20 protein-coding genes and 1 tRNA gene are annotated in these 15,405 nt (G+C 67.5%); 17 read left to right on the forward strand and 4 right to left on the reverse strand.

Annotated features, from left to right (window positions below; genetic code table 11):
* Positions 1-41: 41 nt before the first annotated feature.
* From ACZ5RK_RS04780 to cycA, 4 genes are all read right to left on the reverse strand, one after another.
* Positions 42-117, reverse strand: a tRNA-Lys gene (locus ACZ5RK_RS04780).
* A 39-nt stretch (positions 118-156) separates the two neighbouring features.
* Positions 157-768 carry a thiamine diphosphokinase gene (locus tag ACZ5RK_RS04785; RefSeq protein WP_464909872.1) on the reverse strand — a complete coding sequence of 204 codons (612 nt, stop codon included), beginning with the start codon at positions 766-768 and terminating at the stop codon, positions 157-159.
* Complete coding sequence (locus ACZ5RK_RS04790) at positions 765-1,715, reverse strand: ABC transporter ATP-binding protein (protein ID WP_464909873.1); 951 nt, start codon at positions 1,713-1,715, stop codon at positions 765-767. Before ACZ5RK_RS04790 ends, ACZ5RK_RS04785 begins: the two co-directional genes overlap by 4 nt.
* A gap of 57 nt (positions 1,716-1,772) precedes the next feature.
* A complete protein-coding gene (cycA, locus tag ACZ5RK_RS04795) occupies positions 1,773-2,219 on the reverse strand; it encodes a cytochrome C-552 (RefSeq protein WP_464909874.1) in 447 nt (148 codons plus the stop codon).
* A 252-nt stretch (positions 2,220-2,471) separates the two neighbouring features.
* Between cycA and ACZ5RK_RS04800 the strand changes: the two genes are divergently transcribed.
* The 17 genes from ACZ5RK_RS04800 (at position 2,472) to ccsA (ending at position 15,386) form a co-directional block, all read left to right on the forward strand.
* The gene (locus ACZ5RK_RS04800) at positions 2,472-2,873 is read left to right on the forward strand and encodes a SoxW family protein (protein WP_464909875.1); all 402 of its coding nucleotides are present in this window, start codon (positions 2,472-2,474) and stop codon (positions 2,871-2,873) included.
* The gene (gene soxY, locus ACZ5RK_RS04805) at positions 2,866-3,318 is read left to right on the forward strand and encodes a thiosulfate oxidation carrier protein SoxY (RefSeq protein ID WP_464909876.1); all 453 of its coding nucleotides are present in this window, start codon (positions 2,866-2,868) and stop codon (positions 3,316-3,318) included. Before ACZ5RK_RS04800 ends, soxY begins: the two co-directional genes overlap by 8 nt.
* An 11-nt stretch (positions 3,319-3,329) precedes the next feature.
* Entirely contained in the window at positions 3,330-3,656 is a 327-nt protein-coding gene (gene soxZ, locus ACZ5RK_RS04810; RefSeq protein WP_054647296.1) for a thiosulfate oxidation carrier complex protein SoxZ, read from the forward strand.
* A 44-nt stretch (positions 3,657-3,700) separates the two neighbouring features.
* Positions 3,701-4,474, forward strand: a complete 774-nt coding sequence (gene soxA / locus ACZ5RK_RS04815; RefSeq protein WP_054647295.1) for a sulfur oxidation c-type cytochrome SoxA — start codon at positions 3,701-3,703, stop codon at positions 4,472-4,474.
* A 9-nt stretch (positions 4,475-4,483) separates the two neighbouring features.
* On the forward strand, positions 4,484-5,056 hold the full coding sequence (gene soxX, locus ACZ5RK_RS04820; protein ID WP_464909877.1) for a sulfur oxidation c-type cytochrome SoxX: 573 nt from the start codon (positions 4,484-4,486) through the stop codon (positions 5,054-5,056).
* A complete protein-coding gene (gene soxB, locus ACZ5RK_RS04825; protein ID WP_464909878.1) occupies positions 5,053-6,774 on the forward strand; it encodes a thiosulfohydrolase SoxB in 1,722 nt (573 codons plus the stop codon). Before soxX (ACZ5RK_RS04820) ends, soxB begins: the two co-directional genes overlap by 4 nt.
* The gene (gene soxX, locus ACZ5RK_RS04830; RefSeq protein WP_464909879.1) at positions 6,771-7,328 is read left to right on the forward strand and encodes a sulfur oxidation c-type cytochrome SoxX; all 558 of its coding nucleotides are present in this window, start codon (positions 6,771-6,773) and stop codon (positions 7,326-7,328) included. Before soxB ends, soxX (ACZ5RK_RS04830) begins: the two co-directional genes overlap by 4 nt.
* Before the next feature lie 3 nt (positions 7,329-7,331).
* The gene (gene soxA, locus ACZ5RK_RS04835; protein ID WP_054647294.1) at positions 7,332-8,138 is read left to right on the forward strand and encodes a sulfur oxidation c-type cytochrome SoxA; all 807 of its coding nucleotides are present in this window, start codon (positions 7,332-7,334) and stop codon (positions 8,136-8,138) included.
* A gap of 2 nt (positions 8,139-8,140) precedes the next feature.
* Positions 8,141-8,572, forward strand: a complete 432-nt coding sequence (locus tag ACZ5RK_RS04840; protein ID WP_464909880.1) for a rhodanese-like domain-containing protein — start codon at positions 8,141-8,143, stop codon at positions 8,570-8,572.
* Positions 8,569-9,423 (forward strand): translation initiation factor 2, encoded by an 855-nt coding sequence (locus tag ACZ5RK_RS04845; RefSeq protein WP_464909881.1) that lies wholly within the window; start codon positions 8,569-8,571, stop codon positions 9,421-9,423. The genes ACZ5RK_RS04840 and ACZ5RK_RS04845 overlap by 4 nt, the downstream gene beginning before the upstream one ends.
* A gap of 9 nt (positions 9,424-9,432) precedes the next feature.
* A complete protein-coding gene (locus ACZ5RK_RS04850) occupies positions 9,433-10,722 on the forward strand; it encodes an FAD-dependent oxidoreductase (protein ID WP_464909882.1) in 1,290 nt (429 codons plus the stop codon).
* Between the two features lie 70 nt (positions 10,723-10,792).
* Complete coding sequence (gene soxC, locus ACZ5RK_RS04855; RefSeq protein ID WP_464909883.1) at positions 10,793-12,076, forward strand: sulfite dehydrogenase; 1,284 nt, start codon at positions 10,793-10,795, stop codon at positions 12,074-12,076.
* Positions 12,069-12,617 carry a c-type cytochrome gene (locus ACZ5RK_RS04860; RefSeq protein WP_464909884.1) on the forward strand — a complete coding sequence of 183 codons (549 nt, stop codon included), beginning with the start codon at positions 12,069-12,071 and terminating at the stop codon, positions 12,615-12,617. The genes soxC and ACZ5RK_RS04860 overlap by 8 nt, the downstream gene beginning before the upstream one ends.
* Positions 12,618-12,626: 9 nt before the next feature.
* Positions 12,627-13,295: a cytochrome c biogenesis protein CcdA gene (ccdA, locus tag ACZ5RK_RS04865; RefSeq protein WP_464909885.1), complete on the forward strand. Its 669-nt coding sequence runs from the start codon at positions 12,627-12,629 to the stop codon at positions 13,293-13,295.
* 75 nt (positions 13,296-13,370) lie between these two features.
* Entirely contained in the window at positions 13,371-13,940 is a 570-nt protein-coding gene (locus ACZ5RK_RS04870; protein ID WP_464909886.1) for an ABC transporter ATP-binding protein, read from the forward strand.
* 41 nt (positions 13,941-13,981) lie between these two features.
* Entirely contained in the window at positions 13,982-14,647 is a 666-nt protein-coding gene (locus tag ACZ5RK_RS04875) for a heme exporter protein CcmB (RefSeq protein WP_464910056.1), read from the forward strand.
* Positions 14,648-14,699: 52 nt separating this feature from the next.
* A complete protein-coding gene (ccsA, locus tag ACZ5RK_RS04880; RefSeq protein ID WP_464909887.1) occupies positions 14,700-15,386 on the forward strand; it encodes a cytochrome c biogenesis protein CcsA in 687 nt (228 codons plus the stop codon).
* Positions 15,387-15,405: the final 19 nt, after the last annotated feature.

Here is a 15,405-nt window from a genome sequence, read left to right on the forward strand (position 1 = left end):
CCCCATCATAAGGGCTTCCCCCGGGTTTCCCCGGGGGGCTTTGGTGGGCCGCACAGGACTCGAACCTGTAACCCACCGATTAAGAGTCGGTTGCTCTACCGGTTGAGCTAGCGGCCCAAACGCCAAAGGCTAGTGTAGCCCCCCTTTTTTCCCCTGTCAAGGGAAGAGGTAAAGGAGGGCCCGCCCCCTTTCCACATGGACCCTGAGGGGCCCCAGGGCCTGGTTTTCCAGGGTGCGGGTGGTGGCCCGGAGGGGGGTGGGGGGGAGGTTCCACCGGGCCCCTTCCACCCCCAGGGTGGCCTCAGGGAAGGGGAGGAGGCTGAAGGGGCTTCCCGGCCTTAGGGGAAGGCCGTGGGTCCCAGGCAGGAGGGGGAGGGCCCAGGTGAGGCCGTCGGTGAGTTCCACCCGACTCCCCTTCTCCGCCAGGAGGAAGGCGAGCTCCAGGTGGGCCAGGGTGTGGTCCAGCCGTCCCCCCAGGCCTCCGAGGAGGAGCACCTCCTCCGCTCCGGCCTCCAGGGCCTTCCGGAGGAGGGCCTCCCCGTCCGTCAGGTCCTTTTCCCGGGGCAGGACCTCCTTGGGGACGGGAAGGGCCTCCTGGAGCCAGGAGGGGCTCGAGTCCATGTCCCCTAGCCAGAGCTCCAGGGGAAGCCCCAGGGCCAGGGCGTGCCGCGCCCCCGAGTCCGCCGCCCAGAGGCGAAAGCCCCAAAGCCTTTCCTTCAGCCCCTCCGTCACCAAGAGGGGGCCCCCGAGGAGGAGGGCGAGCCTCATCCCTCCAAGGCTACCGCCTGGGCGAGGTCCAGGTGAAGGCCTACCCCTTCCCCCTCCTTGGGGCCTTCGGGGGCCTCGAGGTAGAGCCGCACCCCCCTCGCCCGCACCCAAAGCCCCACCCGGGGCCCGAAGAAGAGGCGCTCCTCCACCACCCCTACCAGCGCCCCGCCCAAGGCCAGGGCCTTAGGGGGGAGGAGGTGGGCCTTGGGGGGGAGGCCCAGGGCCTGGCTTTCCTCGGGGGAGAGGAGGTTCTTGTGCCCCAAAAAGCGGGCGGCCCAGGCGTTTTGGGGGCGGGCGTAGACCTCCTCGGGCCGGCCCACCTGGACGAGCCTCCCCTCCCGAAGAAGGGCCACGCGGTGGGCGAGGAGGAAGGCCTCCCCCTGGTCGTGGGTCACCAGGAGGGTGGTCACCCCCTCCTCCTTCAGGGTCTTACGGAGAAAAAGCAGGAGTTCTTCCCGAAGCCGAAGGTCCAGGGCCCCCAGAGGCTCGTCCAGGAGGAGAAGCCTGGGCCTACTGGCCAGGGCCCGGGCCAGGGCCACCCGCTGCTGCTCCCCTCCCGAGAGCTCCCTTGGGCGCTTCCCGGCGTGGGGGGTGAGTTCCATCCTCTCCAGGAGTTCTTCCACCCGGGCCTCCCGCGCCTTCTTGGGCCAGCGGGCCTCCACCAGGCCGAAGGCGATGTTCTCCGCCACCGTGAGGTGGGGGAAGAGGGCGTAGTCCTGGAAGAGGAAGCCCACCTTTCGCCTCTCCGGGGGGAGGGGGGTGAGGTCCTCCCCGCCGAAACGCAGGAAACCCCCGTCGGGCCTGAGGAGCCCGGCGATGAGCCTGAGCAGGGTGCTCTTTCCGCTTCCCGAAGGTCCTAGGAGGGCCAGGGTCTCCCCCTCGGCCACGGAGAGGGCGAGGGCGAGGCGAAAGCCGGGAAAGGCCTTCTCCAGAGAAAGCTCCAGCACCCTCCCATTAAACAGGAAGGGCCTGGGGCATCTCCCCAGGCCCTGGCCCGAGAGGGGCTACTTCAGGCCCAGCTTCTTCCGCTCCTCCAGCACCTGCTGGGGGGTGAGCTTCTTCTCCCTGAGGGCCTTCACCTCCTGGGGAGTGAAGGGCTTGAAGTCCTTCACCTTCTTGTCGTCCCCCCAGGCGGTGGCGATGTGGGTGAGGAGGGCGGCGATCTCCTCGTCCTTGAGGCCGTTGAAGGCGGGCATGGCCCCGTTATACTTCATACCCTTCACCTCAATCTGCCCCTGCAGGCCCCAGAGGAGGACCTTGATGAGGTACTCCCGCCCCCCCTGCTTGGAGAGGATCTCCGCCACGTGGCCCGCCAGGGGCGGGAAGGCCCCGGGAAGGCCCTGCCCGTTCGCCTGGTGGCACCCCGCGCACTGGGCGTAGAGCTTGGCGCCGTCCGCCTGGGCGAAGGCCAGGCCGCCGAGAAGGAGGAAAGCCATAAGGGTCCGCTTCATCTTTACCCTCCGGGGTATAGGGTAGTTTGTCCCTAGCCCCCCGTCAAGGGGTGTACCTTTAGCCTGGCTTAAGGCGTTTACTCTTTGGGGGTATGAACGGGCGGTGTGGGATAAGGGAAGGGGGCTTGTGAATAAGTACACGGGGGATTGTCGCCCGGGGCTCTTGATTTTTTCCTGACCTGCGGGTAAGGTACAAATGTCCTTGGGTGTACCCAGGCGGTGTGAAGTATGTACGTATACCGGGTACTTTGGATGCTCCTTCTGGGCCTGGCCCTGGCGGCCCCGGATTTCGCTCGCTGGTATCCCTTGCCCCAGGCCCAGGTCCTGGCCCAGGCCCACGGGCGCATGGTCCTGGTCTACTTCCACAGCCCCCACTGCCCCTACTGCGACCAGATGAACACCTTCGTCCTCTCCGACCCGGCCGTGAGCCGCCTTTTGGAGGAGCGGTTCGTGGTGGCCTCCGTGGGCACCGAAACCCCGGAAGGGCAGGAGCTTGTCCGGCGCTTCCGGGTGCCCGGAACCCCTACCTTTGTCTTCCTCGCCCTCCGCAAGGGGGCGTGGGAAGAGGTGGGCCGGCTTTTCGGCAGCCGGCCCCGGGCGCAGTTCCTGGAGGAGCTGCGCCAGATGTGTGCCAAGGGAGGTGCGTGTGAATAGGCGAGCGTTTCTAAAGGCAACCGGCATGACCCTGGGGGCCGTGGCCCTTTCGGGGCTTCCCGTGAGGGCCCAGGGCCTCGAGGGCGAGGACCTGGCCCACCTGGAAAAGGCCCTGCAGGAGACCCTGGGCAAGGGCTTCAAGGACCTCGCCCCTTCCGATCTGGTGAAGCTCACCATGCCTGCCATCGCCGAAAGCGGGGCCAACGTGCCCGCCGAGGTGGAGGTCAACCTGCCCTCGGCCCAGGTCAAGGCCGTCCACCTTTTCGCCGACAAGAACCCCACTCCCCGCCTGGTGAGCTTCATGCCCATGAAGGCCCTACCCTACTACGCCACCCGGGTGCGCCTGGCGGAGACCACGGCCATCCGTGCGGTGGTGGAAACGGCGGACGGGAAGCTTCTCCTGGCCTCGGCCAGCACCCGGGTCACGGTGGGCGGGTGCGGTTAAGGAGGTGAGCCATGGCGATTCGCGTGATCGTACGCACGACCCCGGCCAAGCCCAAGGTGGGCGAGGAGTTCAAGCTCCAGGCGGTGGCCCAGCACCCCAACGAGCCCGGCACCCGCCGGGACGCCGAGGGGAAGCTCATCCCCGCCAAGTACATCAACCTGGTGGAGGTCTACTTTGAGGGGGAGAAGGTGGCGGAGGCCCGCCCCGGGCCTTCCACCAGCGCCAACCCCCTCTACGGCTTCAAGTTCAAGGCGGAGAAGGCCGGGACCTTCACCGTCAGGCTCAAGGACACCGACGGGGACACGGGCGAGGGCACGGTCAAGCTGGAGCTGGCGTAGGGCAGGCGCCCGGGCTTTCCCGGGCGCCTTTATGGAGGTGGCGTATGCAGAAGGCGGTGCTTTTGGCGCTTCTCCTCCTGGCCGTGGCCCTGGCCCAGGGGGATGTGGACCCCAGGGAGGAGGCCAAGCGCCAAAAGGAGCTTCTCCTAAAGACCGCGGGCATCCTCCCCACGGAGCTGGTGGTGGCGCAAGGGGAGGAGCTTTTCCGCCGTAAAGGGCCTTCCGGCAAAACCATGGCCGAGTGCGACTTCGGCCTGGGGAAAGGGGTGTTGGAGGGAGCGGCCGCCCGGCTTCCCCGCTACTTCCTGGATACGGGCAGGGTGGAGGATCTGGACAGCCGCATCGTCACCTGCATGACCCGGGTCCAGGGGTACAAGCCCGAACAGGTCAAGCGCTCCGAGGTGGTGGCCGTGGCTTTTTACGTGGCCAGCAAGTCCACGGGGCACAAAATCCAGGTGCGCCTCCTCTTTCCGGAGGAACGGGAGCTTTACGCCCTAGGGGAGAAGCTCTTCTACGCCCGCACCGGGGCCCGGGACGTGGGGTGCGCCACCTGCCACGTGACCTACGTGGGGCGTCGCGCCGGGGTCCTGCCCTACGCCGATGTCCTGGGCAAGGACAAGTCCTGGACGCACTGGCCCGCCTACCGCTACTCCAACGACCAGACCTGGACCATGCAGGACCGCATCCGGGCCTGCTACGGCAACATCGCCCACCCCCAGCCTGCCCTTTACTCCCAGCCCGTCCTGGCTTTGGAGCTCTTCCTGGCCTACCACGCAAACGGGGCGGTGGTGGAGGAGTGGCCCGCCTTCGTGCGGTGAGGAGGAAGCATGCGGAAGGTTCTTGTAGCCTTTTTAGCCTTTGCCCTGGCCTTCGCCCTGGCCCAGCGCTACTTCGCCGAGGGGGAGCTTAAGCTCATCCAGACGGGAGGCAAGGCCTACGCCGAGGTTTTTGCGAACCAAAGGCCCGACCAGGCCCTCTGCTCCCTCCACCAAAACCGCCTGCCCGCAGACCTCCTTCCCAAGTTCCTGGAGGAGCAGCGGGCCCAGATCCAGTACCCGGCGGGCGGGAAGCTCATGGGGGACTGGAAAAAGGGCGGGGCCATCTTTAACAACCTGCAGAAGGCCAACTGCTTCTCCTGCCACTTCGGCTCCCCGGTCCACCTGGGGGGGGATGTGGGGCCGAGCCTGGAGAAGTACGGCCTCAAGCGGGGCCAGTCCGAGGCGGTGCAGCGCTACACCTACGAGGTGATCTACAACTCCTGGGCCTACTTCCCCTGCACGGTCATGTACCGCTTCGGGGCCCAGGGCCTCCTCACCCCGGAGGAGATCGCCGACGTGGTGGCCTACCTCCTGGACCCGGAGAGCGAGTTCAACACCAAGCCAGCGGTGGGGTCTAGATGAACCGCAGGGAGCTCCTCAAGCTTCTTTCCGCCCTGGCCGTTTTGGGGCCTAAGGGGGCGGCCAAGGCCCTGGAGAACCCTTCGTCCCTCTACGACCTCCCTCCCTTCGGCAACGCCACCCTCCTCTACTTCTCCGACCTCCACGGCCAGGCCTTTCCCCACTACTTCATGGAGCCCCCCAACCTCATCGCCCCCAAGCCCCTCATGGGCCGCCCCGGGTACCTCACGGGGGAGGCCATCCTTCGCTACTACGGGGTGGCCCGGGGGACGCCCCTCGCCTACCTCCTCTCCTACCTGGACTTCATGACCCTGGCCCAGGCCTTCGGCCCCGTGGGAGGCCTCTCCGCCCTCACCGCCCTCATCCGAGACCAGAAGGCCCGGGTGGAGGCGGAGGGAGGGCGGGCGCTGGTCCTGGACGGCGGGGATACCTGGACCAACTCCGGCCTCTCCCTCCTCACCCAGGGGGAGGCCATCGTGGCGTGGCAGAACCTCGTGGGCGTGGACCACATGGTCTCCCACTGGGAGTGGACCCTGGGGCGGGAAAGGGTGGAGGAGCTTCTTAAGACCTTCCGGGGGGAGTTCCTCTCCTACAACATCGTGGACGAGCTTTTCGGGGACCCCCTCTTCCCTGCCTACCGGATTCACCCGGTGGGGTCCTATGCCCTGGCGGTGGTGGGGGCGAGCTACCCCTACGTGAAGGTTTCCCACCCCGAGGCCTTCACGGAGGGCCTTTCCTTCGCCCTGGACGAGAGGAGGCTCCAGGAGGCGGTGGACAAGGCCCGCTCCGAGGGGGCGAACGCCGTGGTCCTCCTCTCCCACAACGGGATGCAACTGGACGCCGCCCTCGCCGAGAGGGTGCGGGGGATTGACCTCATCCTCTCCGGCCACACCCACGACCTCACCCCCTTGCCCTGGCGGGTGGGGAAGACCTGGATCGTGGCGGGGAGCGCCGCCGGCAAGGCCCTCATGCGGGTGGACCTGAAGCTTTGGAAGGGCGGCATCGCCAACCTCCGGGTGCGGGTGCTTCCCGTTTTGGCCCAGCACCTTCCCAAGGCCGAGGACGTGGAGGCCTTCCTCGAGGCCCGGCTCGCCCCTCACCGAAACCACCTCTTCGCCCCCTTGGCGGTTTCCGAGACCCTCCTCTACAAGCGGGACACCCTCTACTCCACCTGGGACCAGCTGGTGGGCCAGGCGGTGAGGGCCCTCTACCCCGAGGTGGAGGTGGTCTTCAGCCCGGCGGTGCGCTGGGGGACCACCCTCCTCCCGGGGCAGGCCATCACCTGGGACCACCTCTACGCCTTTACCGGCTTCACCTACCCCGAGCTCTACCTCTTCTACCTGCGGGGGGAGCAGATCAAGGCCGTGCTGGAGGACATCGCCAGCAACGTCTTCACCCCCGACCCCTTCTACCAGCAAGGCGGGGACGTGAGCCGGACACACGGCCTCACCTACGTCCTGGACCCCGATGCCCCCGCGGGCCGCCGGGTGGGGGAGATCGCCCTTAACGGCAAACCCCTGGACCCCAACCGCCGCTACCTGGTGGCCGCCTACGGGGGCAGGCTCCAGCGGGTGGGGGAGGCCAAGCCAGGCCACGAGCCCAGGCCCATCTACGAGATCTTGGCCGACTACCTCAGGTCCGTGGGCCGGGTGCGCGTCCCGCCCGAGCCCAACGTCAAGGTTTTGGGGCGCAACTACCGCGTGCCGGAGGTGTGGGAATGAGAAAAAAAGCGGTTTTGGCCGTGGGCGTTTTGGTCTTGGGCCTGGGGCTCTCCCAGGGGCCTTTCCGGGCCCGCCTCGAGGCCGCCATCCAAAGCGGAGGCCCCGGGTTCGCCAAGGTGATGCTTTCCCAGGACAAGGGGCAGGCCCTCTGTTCCCAGTACCGGGACAAGCTGCCCCCGGACCTTATCCCCCAGTTCCTGGCGGAGCAGAAGGCCCTGATCCGCTACCCTGCGGGCGGGAAGCTCATGGGGGACTGGAAAAACGGGGAGAAGGTCTTCACCGACCCCAAGCGGGGCAACTGCTACGCCTGCCACGCCGGGGTGCCGGGAGAGGTGGCCCACGGCACCATGGGGCCGAGCCTCACGGGCTACGGCCAGCGGGGGCAGTCGGAGGCGGTGGTGCGGTACACCTACGAGAAGATCTACAACGCCTGGGCCTTCGTGCCCTGTTCCCTCATGTACCGGGGCGGGGTCCACGGCCTCTTCACCCCCGAGGAAACCGCCGACCTGGTGGCCTTCCTTCTTGACCCCGAGTCCCCCATCAACCGGAGGTGAGTCGTGAGCGTGCGGAAGAAGCGTTTGGCCTTGCTGGCAGGGGTGGCCCTGGGGGCGCTGGGAGGGCTTGTGGCCTACACGCAGCAGAGCAAGCCCCTGGACCCCTTTGAGGAGGCCATGCGCCAGCGGCAGATGTACCTGGAAACCTTTGGCGTCCTTCCGGGGGAGCTCTTCGCCGAGGAGGGGAAGGAGCTCTTCCACCGGAAGGGGCCTTCGGGCAAGACCCTCGAGGCCTGCGACTTCGGCAAGGGCCCGGGGGTCCTGGAAGGGGTCTACGCCCTCCTCCCCAAGTACTTCCCCGACACGGGAAGGGTGGAGGACCTGGAGAGTAGGGTCTACACCTGCATGCAGCGGGTGCAGGGCTTCAAGCCCCAGGAGATCAAGCGGGACGAGGTGCGGGCCATCACCACCTACATCGCCTCCTTCTCCTCCAAGGCCAAGATCCAGGTGGTGCCCAAGCACCCCCAGGAGCTCGCCATGTACAACCTGGGCCGGGAGCTTTGGTATACCCGGGCAGGCCCAAGGGACATGAGCTGCGCCGTCTGCCACGACCAGTACGCCGGCCAGCGGGTGCGGCTTTCCCCGGTCAGGAGCCCCAAGCAGGGCCTGGGCAACGAGTGGCCCGCCTACCGTTTTGAGGAGGACCGCCTCTACACCTTTGAGGACCGCATAGACTTCTGCTACGAGTCCATCGGCATCCCCAAGCCGGAGTTCTACTCCGATGCGCACATCGCCCTGGCCACCTACATCCTGGCCGAGGCCACCAAGGCCGGGCACGCCTTTGAGGAGTTGCCCTTCTTCACGAGGTAAGGATGCGCCGCCGGGACCTCCTCGCCCTTCTACCCCTCCTCGCCCTGGGGAAGGCCCAGGGGGAGGAGGGCTGGACCCAGGCCTTCGGCCGGTTCCTCAAGCGGGTGCCCCCGGCGAGCTATCTGGTCTACCCCACGGAGGCCCGGGACCTTCTCCTCTTTGAGCCCTTCCTTCTGGACGTGCGCACCCTGGAGGAGCGGAAGAAGGGGTACATCCCGGGCTCGGTGCACATCTACGCCGGGGAGGTCCCGGACCGCCTGGCCGAGCTTCCTAAGGACAAGGAGGCGCTCATCCTCGTCTACTGCAACTCGGGGAGCGTCTCGGCGGTGGTGGCGGCGTTTCTGCAGGCCATAGGCTACAAGAACGCCAAAAACATAGCCCACGGCTTCAAAGGCTGGCTGGACGCCGGCCTTCCTGTGGAGGGAGGATCATGAGGAAACTGGTTGCCCTTTTGACCCTGGTCCTGGGTCTGGCCTCCGCCCAGTCCCTGGTGGTGGAGGTCCAAGGCTCCTTGGAGGAGGTGGAGGCCAAGACCCTCCAGGCCCTCAAGGCCTCGGGCCTGGAGGTGGAGCGGGTCCTGAACCTGGGCGAGCAGGTGCGCCAGGTGACGGGCCCGGGCTTCCCCGATTACCGCCTGATCGTGCTCAAGCCGGAGAAGGGAAGCGCCGAGGCCGTGAGCAAGAACCCCATGGCCGCCATCGTTCTGCCCCCCACGGTCTTCGTCACCGGGGAGGGGAAGCGGTACATGGTGGGCACCTTTGACGGCAGGCTCCTCTTCTCCATGCTCCAGGTCTACGGCGGGGAGGTGGAGCGCCTCACCTGGCGCCTCGAGGCCGCTTTGGGCCGTCTCGGCCCCGTGAAGCGGGTGGCCCCCGCCCTCATGCCCGACCCCCAAAGCGGCATGATGCCCGCCCTCCTCTACCGGGTGCCCGGGGCCAAGGTGGAGGACGTGGTGCTCCTGGTGGAGTCCGAGCTCACCGCCCACGGGCTCAACCTCCTCCCCAACGTCAAGGTGGGGCCGGTGACGGTGATCATGCCCTGCAAGAGCGAGTGGGCCCGCATCATGTTCCTCACCCAGCCCGCCGGGGGTTTCGCCGCCCCCTGCCGCTTCTTCGCCATGCAGATGGGGAGGGACGTCCTGGTGGGGGCCATTGAGCCCATGCTCATGACCATCATGCCCCGGGTGATGGGCTCGCAGGCGGTGCCCATGCTGCAGGAGGCCCGGCAGGTCATGACGGAGATCCTGGAAACCACGGGCGGGGCTCCCTACCGCCCTGGTCAGTGAGGAGGGAAGATGGCAAAGGTGAAGCGCAGGGATCTTCTCAAGGCGGGGGCCGCCATGGCGGCGGCCGGGGCTTTGGGGGGCAAGGGCCTGGCCCAGGAGTTCTACGCCAGCCCCCCCACCCTCCTCCCCCGCACCCGGGCCCCCCGGGTGGTGGTCATCGGGGGTGGATGGGGGGGGACCACGGTGGCCCGCAAGGTGAAGCAGCAGGCCCCCGAGGTGGAAGTGGTCCTGGTGGAGCAGAAGCCCATCTTCATGTCCTGCCCCATGTCCAACCTCTTCCTGGCGGGGCTGAAGCCCTTGGAGTGGCTGGTCTTTGACTACACCAACGTGGTCAAGGACGGGGTCATCTTCGTCCAGGAAAGGGTCCTGGACATCCAGCGGGACCGCCGCCTGGTGCGCACCACGGGGGGCTACCTGGCCTACGACCTTCTGGTCCTGGCCCCGGGGATCGATTACATGTACGAGGCCATCCCCGGCTACGCCGAGGTGAAGCACCTCATGCCCGTGGGCTTCAAGCCCTTTGAGCACATCGCCCTACGCCGCATGCTGGACCAGTTTGACGAGACCGGGGGGGAGCTGGTCATGTACATCCCCAACCCTCCCTACCGCTGCCCCCCTGGGCCCTATGAGCGGGCGGCCATGCTGGCCTGGCGGCTTAAGACCAAGGGGGTCAAGGGCAAGGTCATCGTCCTGGACGCCAACCCGCAGCCCGTCTCCAAGGCCCCGGGGTTCCTCGCCGCCTACAATGAGCTCTACAAGGACTACCTGGAGTACCACCCCAACACCCGCATCACTGGGCTGGACTACGGGAAGAAGCGGGTCCTGACGGAGCTTGGGGACGTGCCCTTCGCCCTGGCGGACATCATCCCCCCCATGAAGGCAGGGGAGCTGGTGCGCACCGCAGGCCTGGGGGAGCGCTGGGCCAACGTGCGGGTGCCCTACTTCCTCTCGGAGAAGGACGACCGCGTCTACCTGGTGGGGGACATTACCGGCAACACCCCCTTCCCCAAGAGCGGCATGGTGGCCTACGTCTCCGGCACCATCGTGGCCCGGCAGATCGTGGAGCGTCTGAAGGGCAAGCCCCTCGCCGAGATCCCCCCCGAGCTTCCCCACAACATCTGCTACTCCTTCGTGGACTCGGAGGAGGCCATCTGGGTCTCCGCCAACTACTCCTGGGACGAGGCGGCCAAGCAGATCAAGGCCCAAAGCGCCGTGGACAACCAGCGCTCCCAGGCGAACGGCATCGCCGCCATCGGCTGGGCAACGGGGCTTTGGAACGACATGTTCGGCCCGGCCTGAGGGCCTAGACCCCCGCCCCTTTGGGGGGCGGGGTTTTCCCTTGCCGGAAGGGAATACGCTAGGAGGGTATATGGACCGAAGGAGGTTCTTTCGGCTTTTGGGCGCCGGAGGGCTTTTAGGCCTCCTCAAGGGCAAGGCCCAGGGGCTTCCCTGGACGGAGGAGACCTTCGCCCCCACCAAGACTCTGGGGGCGCCCCTTTCCGAGTACGGGGAAAGGAGCCCCTTCGAGGCCGAGGTGGTGCGCTACATCTCCCCCAACCTGCGCACCCGTCACTCGGGGGCGGACTTCGCCCCTCTGGAGAAGCTGGAAGGGGTCATCACCCCCAACGGGCTCCACTTTGAGCGCCACCACGCCGGCGTGCCCCAGGTGGACCCCAGGCACTACCGCCTGGTGATCCACGGGATGGTGGAGCGCCCCCTGGTCTTCACCCTCGAGGACCTCAAGCGCTTCCCCTCCGTTACCCGCACCTACTTCATTGAGTGCGCCGGGAACGGGCAGAACGGCTACCGCAACCCCCCGGACCCCAATCTCACCGCCACCCGCAGCCGCGGCCTCGCCTCCAACGCCAGCTGGACCGGGGTGCCCCTGGCCCTCCTCCTCAAGGAGGCGGGGGTGAAGCCCGGGGCCAGGTGGCTCATCCCCGAGGGGATGGACGCCGCCATGTACACCCGTTCCCTCCCCCTGGAGAAGGCCATGGAGGACGTCCTGGTGGCCTATGCGCAAAACGGGGAGGCGCTTCGGCCCGAGCAGGGCTATCCCGTGCGCCTGGTGGTGCCGGGGTGGGAGGGGAGCATCCAGGTGAAGTGGCTAAGGCGCATCCTGGTCACGGACCTCCCCGCCATGGCCAAGGACGAGACCAGCGAGTACACCGACGTCATGGCCGACGGGCGGGTCCTGGCCTTCACCTGGGTCATGGACCCCGAGTCCATCATCACCTACCCCTCGGGGCTGCAGAGGATCCGGCCCGGCTTCCACGAGATCCGGGGTCTCGCCTGGAGCGGCCACGGGCGGGTCACCAAGGTGGAGATCTCCTTTGACGAGGGCCGGACCTGGCGGGAGGCCGCCCTCGAGCCCCCCGTGGAGCGGTACGCCTTCGTGCGCTTTAAGCTCCCCTGGTACTGGAGGGGCGAGGAGGTGGTCCTTTGGAGCCGGGCCTGGGACGAGAAGGGAAACACCCAGCCCACCCGGGAGGAGTTCTTCAAGAAGTGGGGGAGGAACAACCGCTACCACTACAACGCCATCCAGGCCTGGCGCATCCTGCCGGACGGCCGGGTGGTGAACGGGGACCGGCCCCTGGGAGGCCGGGCTTCCGGCCCCGCCGGGGGATGCGGGGGGGAGGTGTTTGATGTTTAGGCGCGCGCTCTTGGCCCTGGCCTTGGCGGGTTTGGCGGTGGGGGCCCGGTACCAGCTGGGCACCCCCATCAGCGAGGAGCTCGCCGCCCAGTACGACCTAAGGCCCGTGGTCCTCCCCGACGGCCGTGGGCTTCCCCCGGGGGAGGGGAGGGTGGAGGAAGGGGAGCGGATCTACGCCGAGAAGTGCGCCTCCTGCCACGGGGCCCGGGGGGAGGGCTACCCCTTCAACCGCCTGGTGGCCGAGCCCTTCCCCATCACCCCCGACACCGAGCCCGCAGAGTACGCCATCGGCAACTACTGGCAGTACCCCACCACCCTCTTTGACTACATCCGCCGGGCCATGCCCTTTGGACAGGAGGGGACCCTCACGGACGAGGAGGTCTACCACCTGGTGGCCTTCCTCCTCTACATGAACGGCATCACCGAGGCCAATACCCCCATCAACCAGAAGACCCTGCCCACCCTCAAGATGCCCGCCCGGGAGCTTCTTCACCTGGACCCTGAGACCAAGCGCCGCTTCCCCTGGCTCACCCTGCCCTAGGATGGAGGTATGACGCTTTCCCTGACGGCGGCCTTTCTGGCGGGGGTGCTCTCCTTCCTTTCCCCGTGCGTGCTCCCCCTGGTGCCCACCTACCTCTTCTACCTGGGAGGGGAGAGGGGACGGCCTCTCTTCAACGCCCTTTTCTTCGTCTTGGGCTTCGGGGCGGTCTTCTTCCTCCTGGGCCTGCCCTTCACCCTCCTGGGGGGGCTTCTCTTTGAGCACCGCCAGACCCTGGCCCGGCTTGGGGGGGTGGTCCTCATCCTCTTCGGGCTCTACATGCTGGGCCTCAGGCCCAGGTGGGGGGTTTCCCTCCGCTACGAGGGGGAGACGGGCCGCCCCTTGGGGGCCTTTCTCCTCGGGGCCACCCTGGCCTTGGGCTGGACCCCTTGCATCGGCCCCATCCTGGGGGCCATCCTCACCCTCACCGCCGTGGGAGGGGGGGTGGGGTTCCTCCTGGCCTACATCCTGGGGCTTGCCGTGCCTTTCCTCTTGGTGGCCCTCTTCGCCGAGCGGCTAAAGGGGTGGCTTAGGCGCGCGGGGCGGCTTTCCCACTACGTGGAGGTCTTTGCCGGGGTGGTCCTCATCGCGGTGGGGGTCCTCCTCCTCACCGACACCTTCACCGCCCTGAACACCTTCTTCCTGCGCCTCACGCCGGAGTGGCTACAGAAGTACTTGTGAGGCCACCCCCATGGGGCTCCGGAAAGGCCTTCCCTCCCCTCTCGGCCCGGGCGAAACCCCTAAACTGGGTTAGGCATGCTCCTTCGCCTCGAGGCCCTCTCCAAACGCTTCGGACGGGACTGGGTGGTCCGGGACCTGAGCTTCTCCCTGGACCGGGGGGAGGTGGTGGCCCTCCTGGGGCCCAACGGCTCGGGGAAGACCACCCTCTTAAGGCTCATGGCGGGGCTTTTGAAGCCCACCCGGGGCCGGGTGGAACGCCGGGGCCGGGCCCTCTTCCTCCCCAACCCCCCGGCCTTCCACCGGCACCTCACCGCCCGGGAGCACCTCCTCTTCGACCTGGCCTTCCACGGGGCCCGGGGGGACTGGAGGGGGGCCTTGGGGCGCTTTGGCCTCCCCGCGGACCTTCCTCTGGCCGCCTTTTCCAGCGGGATGAAGAAGCGCCTGGCCCTGGCCCGCCTTACCCTCCTGAGGCCGGATCTTTGGCTTTTGGACGAACCGGAGACCGCCTTGGACCTGGAGGGAAGGACCCTCCTTCTGGAGACCATCCAAGACGCCCGGAAGGGGGCTTCCGTGGTCCTGGCCACCCACGACCGGGCCTTGGCCGAGGCGGTGGCCGACCGGGCCCTGGAGCTGGGGGGGGCATGAGGCCGTCCTACCCTGGCCTGGACCGGGGAGGGGAGGGAGGGGTGCGGCGGGTCTGGCTTTTGGCCTTGCGGGACCTCCGCCTCGAGGTCCGGGACCGCTCCGGGCTTCTCTCCATCCTGGCCTTCCTGGGGGCGATGCTTTTCATCATGGCCCTGGCCTTGGGTCCCGAGGAGGCCCCCCTGCGCCGGGCGGCTCCAGGGGTCTTATGGGTGGCCCTGGCCTTCCTCTCCACCCTCCTCTCCACCCGGGCCTTCGCCTTGGAGGTGGAGGAGGGCACCCTGGAGGACCTCCTCCTCGCCCCGGGGGGCAAGGAGTGGATCTACCTGGGCAAGCTGCTCTTCCAGATGCTCCTTCTTCTTCCCTTAAGCCTCCTGGCCCTTTTTCTGGCCGCGGGGCTCTTCTACCTGCCCCTGGAAAGGGGGCTTTCCCTCTTCCTCACCCTGGCCCTGGGCACCCTGGGCTACGCCAGCGTGGCCACCTTCTACGCCGGCCTTCTCGCCCGGCTCCGGGGGCGGGAGGCCCTTTTGCCCCTCCTCCTCTTCTCCCTGGTGGTCCCCGTGGTCTTGGCCTCGGTGCGGGCCACGACGGGGCTTATGGAAGGCCTTCCCCTGGGGGAGGTGGCCTCCTGGTGGCAGCTTCTCCTGGTGTTTGACGCCGTTTACGTGACGGCCAGCGCCCTCCTCTTTCCCCTGGTCATGGACGGGTGAGGCCACAGACTTCTAAGCCAAGGAGGGCCTATGCTGGAAACGGAGGAATGCCATGCTTAAGGCGGCCTATCCGGAACGCCCCGATGCCCTGACCTGGGTTTTCCTGGGCCTGGGGCTTCTCCTCTTGCCCCTGGGCCTCTACCTGGCCCTGGCGGCCCCGCCCGATGTGAACCAGGGGTACCTGGTCCGCATCATGTACCTGCACGTCCCCGGGGCCTGGCTCGGCTACCTGGCCTTTCTCGTCACCTTCCTCTACTCCCTCCTCTACCTCTTCCGCCAGGACCCCCGCTACGACCGGGTGGCCTCGGCCAGCGCCGAGATCGGCCTGGTCTTCATGGGCCTGGCCCTGGTGACGGGGATGCTCTGGGCCAGGCCCACCTGGGGGGTCTACTGGACCTGGGAGCCCCGGCTCACCACCACCGCCATTCTCTTCGCCGTGTACGTGGGCTACTTCCTCCTCCGGGGGGCCATAGAGGACCCCGAGCTTCGCCGCAAGGCGGCGGCGGCGGTGGGCATCCTGGGCTTCCTCAACGTGCCCATCAGCTACATGTCGGTGAAGTGGTGGCGGAGCCTGCACCAGACCCAGTCCATTGACCTCACCACGGGCAAGATCCACATAGCCCCGGAGATGCTCCAGGCCCTTCTCTTTAACCTCCTGGTCTTCACCCTGCTCTACCTGGGCTTCGTGCGCTTCCGGGGTTTTCTGGTCGCCCTGGAGGAGAGAAAGGAGGAGGCGTGATGGGGGTCTTCGTCACCTG

The organism is Thermus kawarayensis JCM 12314 (genome assembly GCF_055393575.1).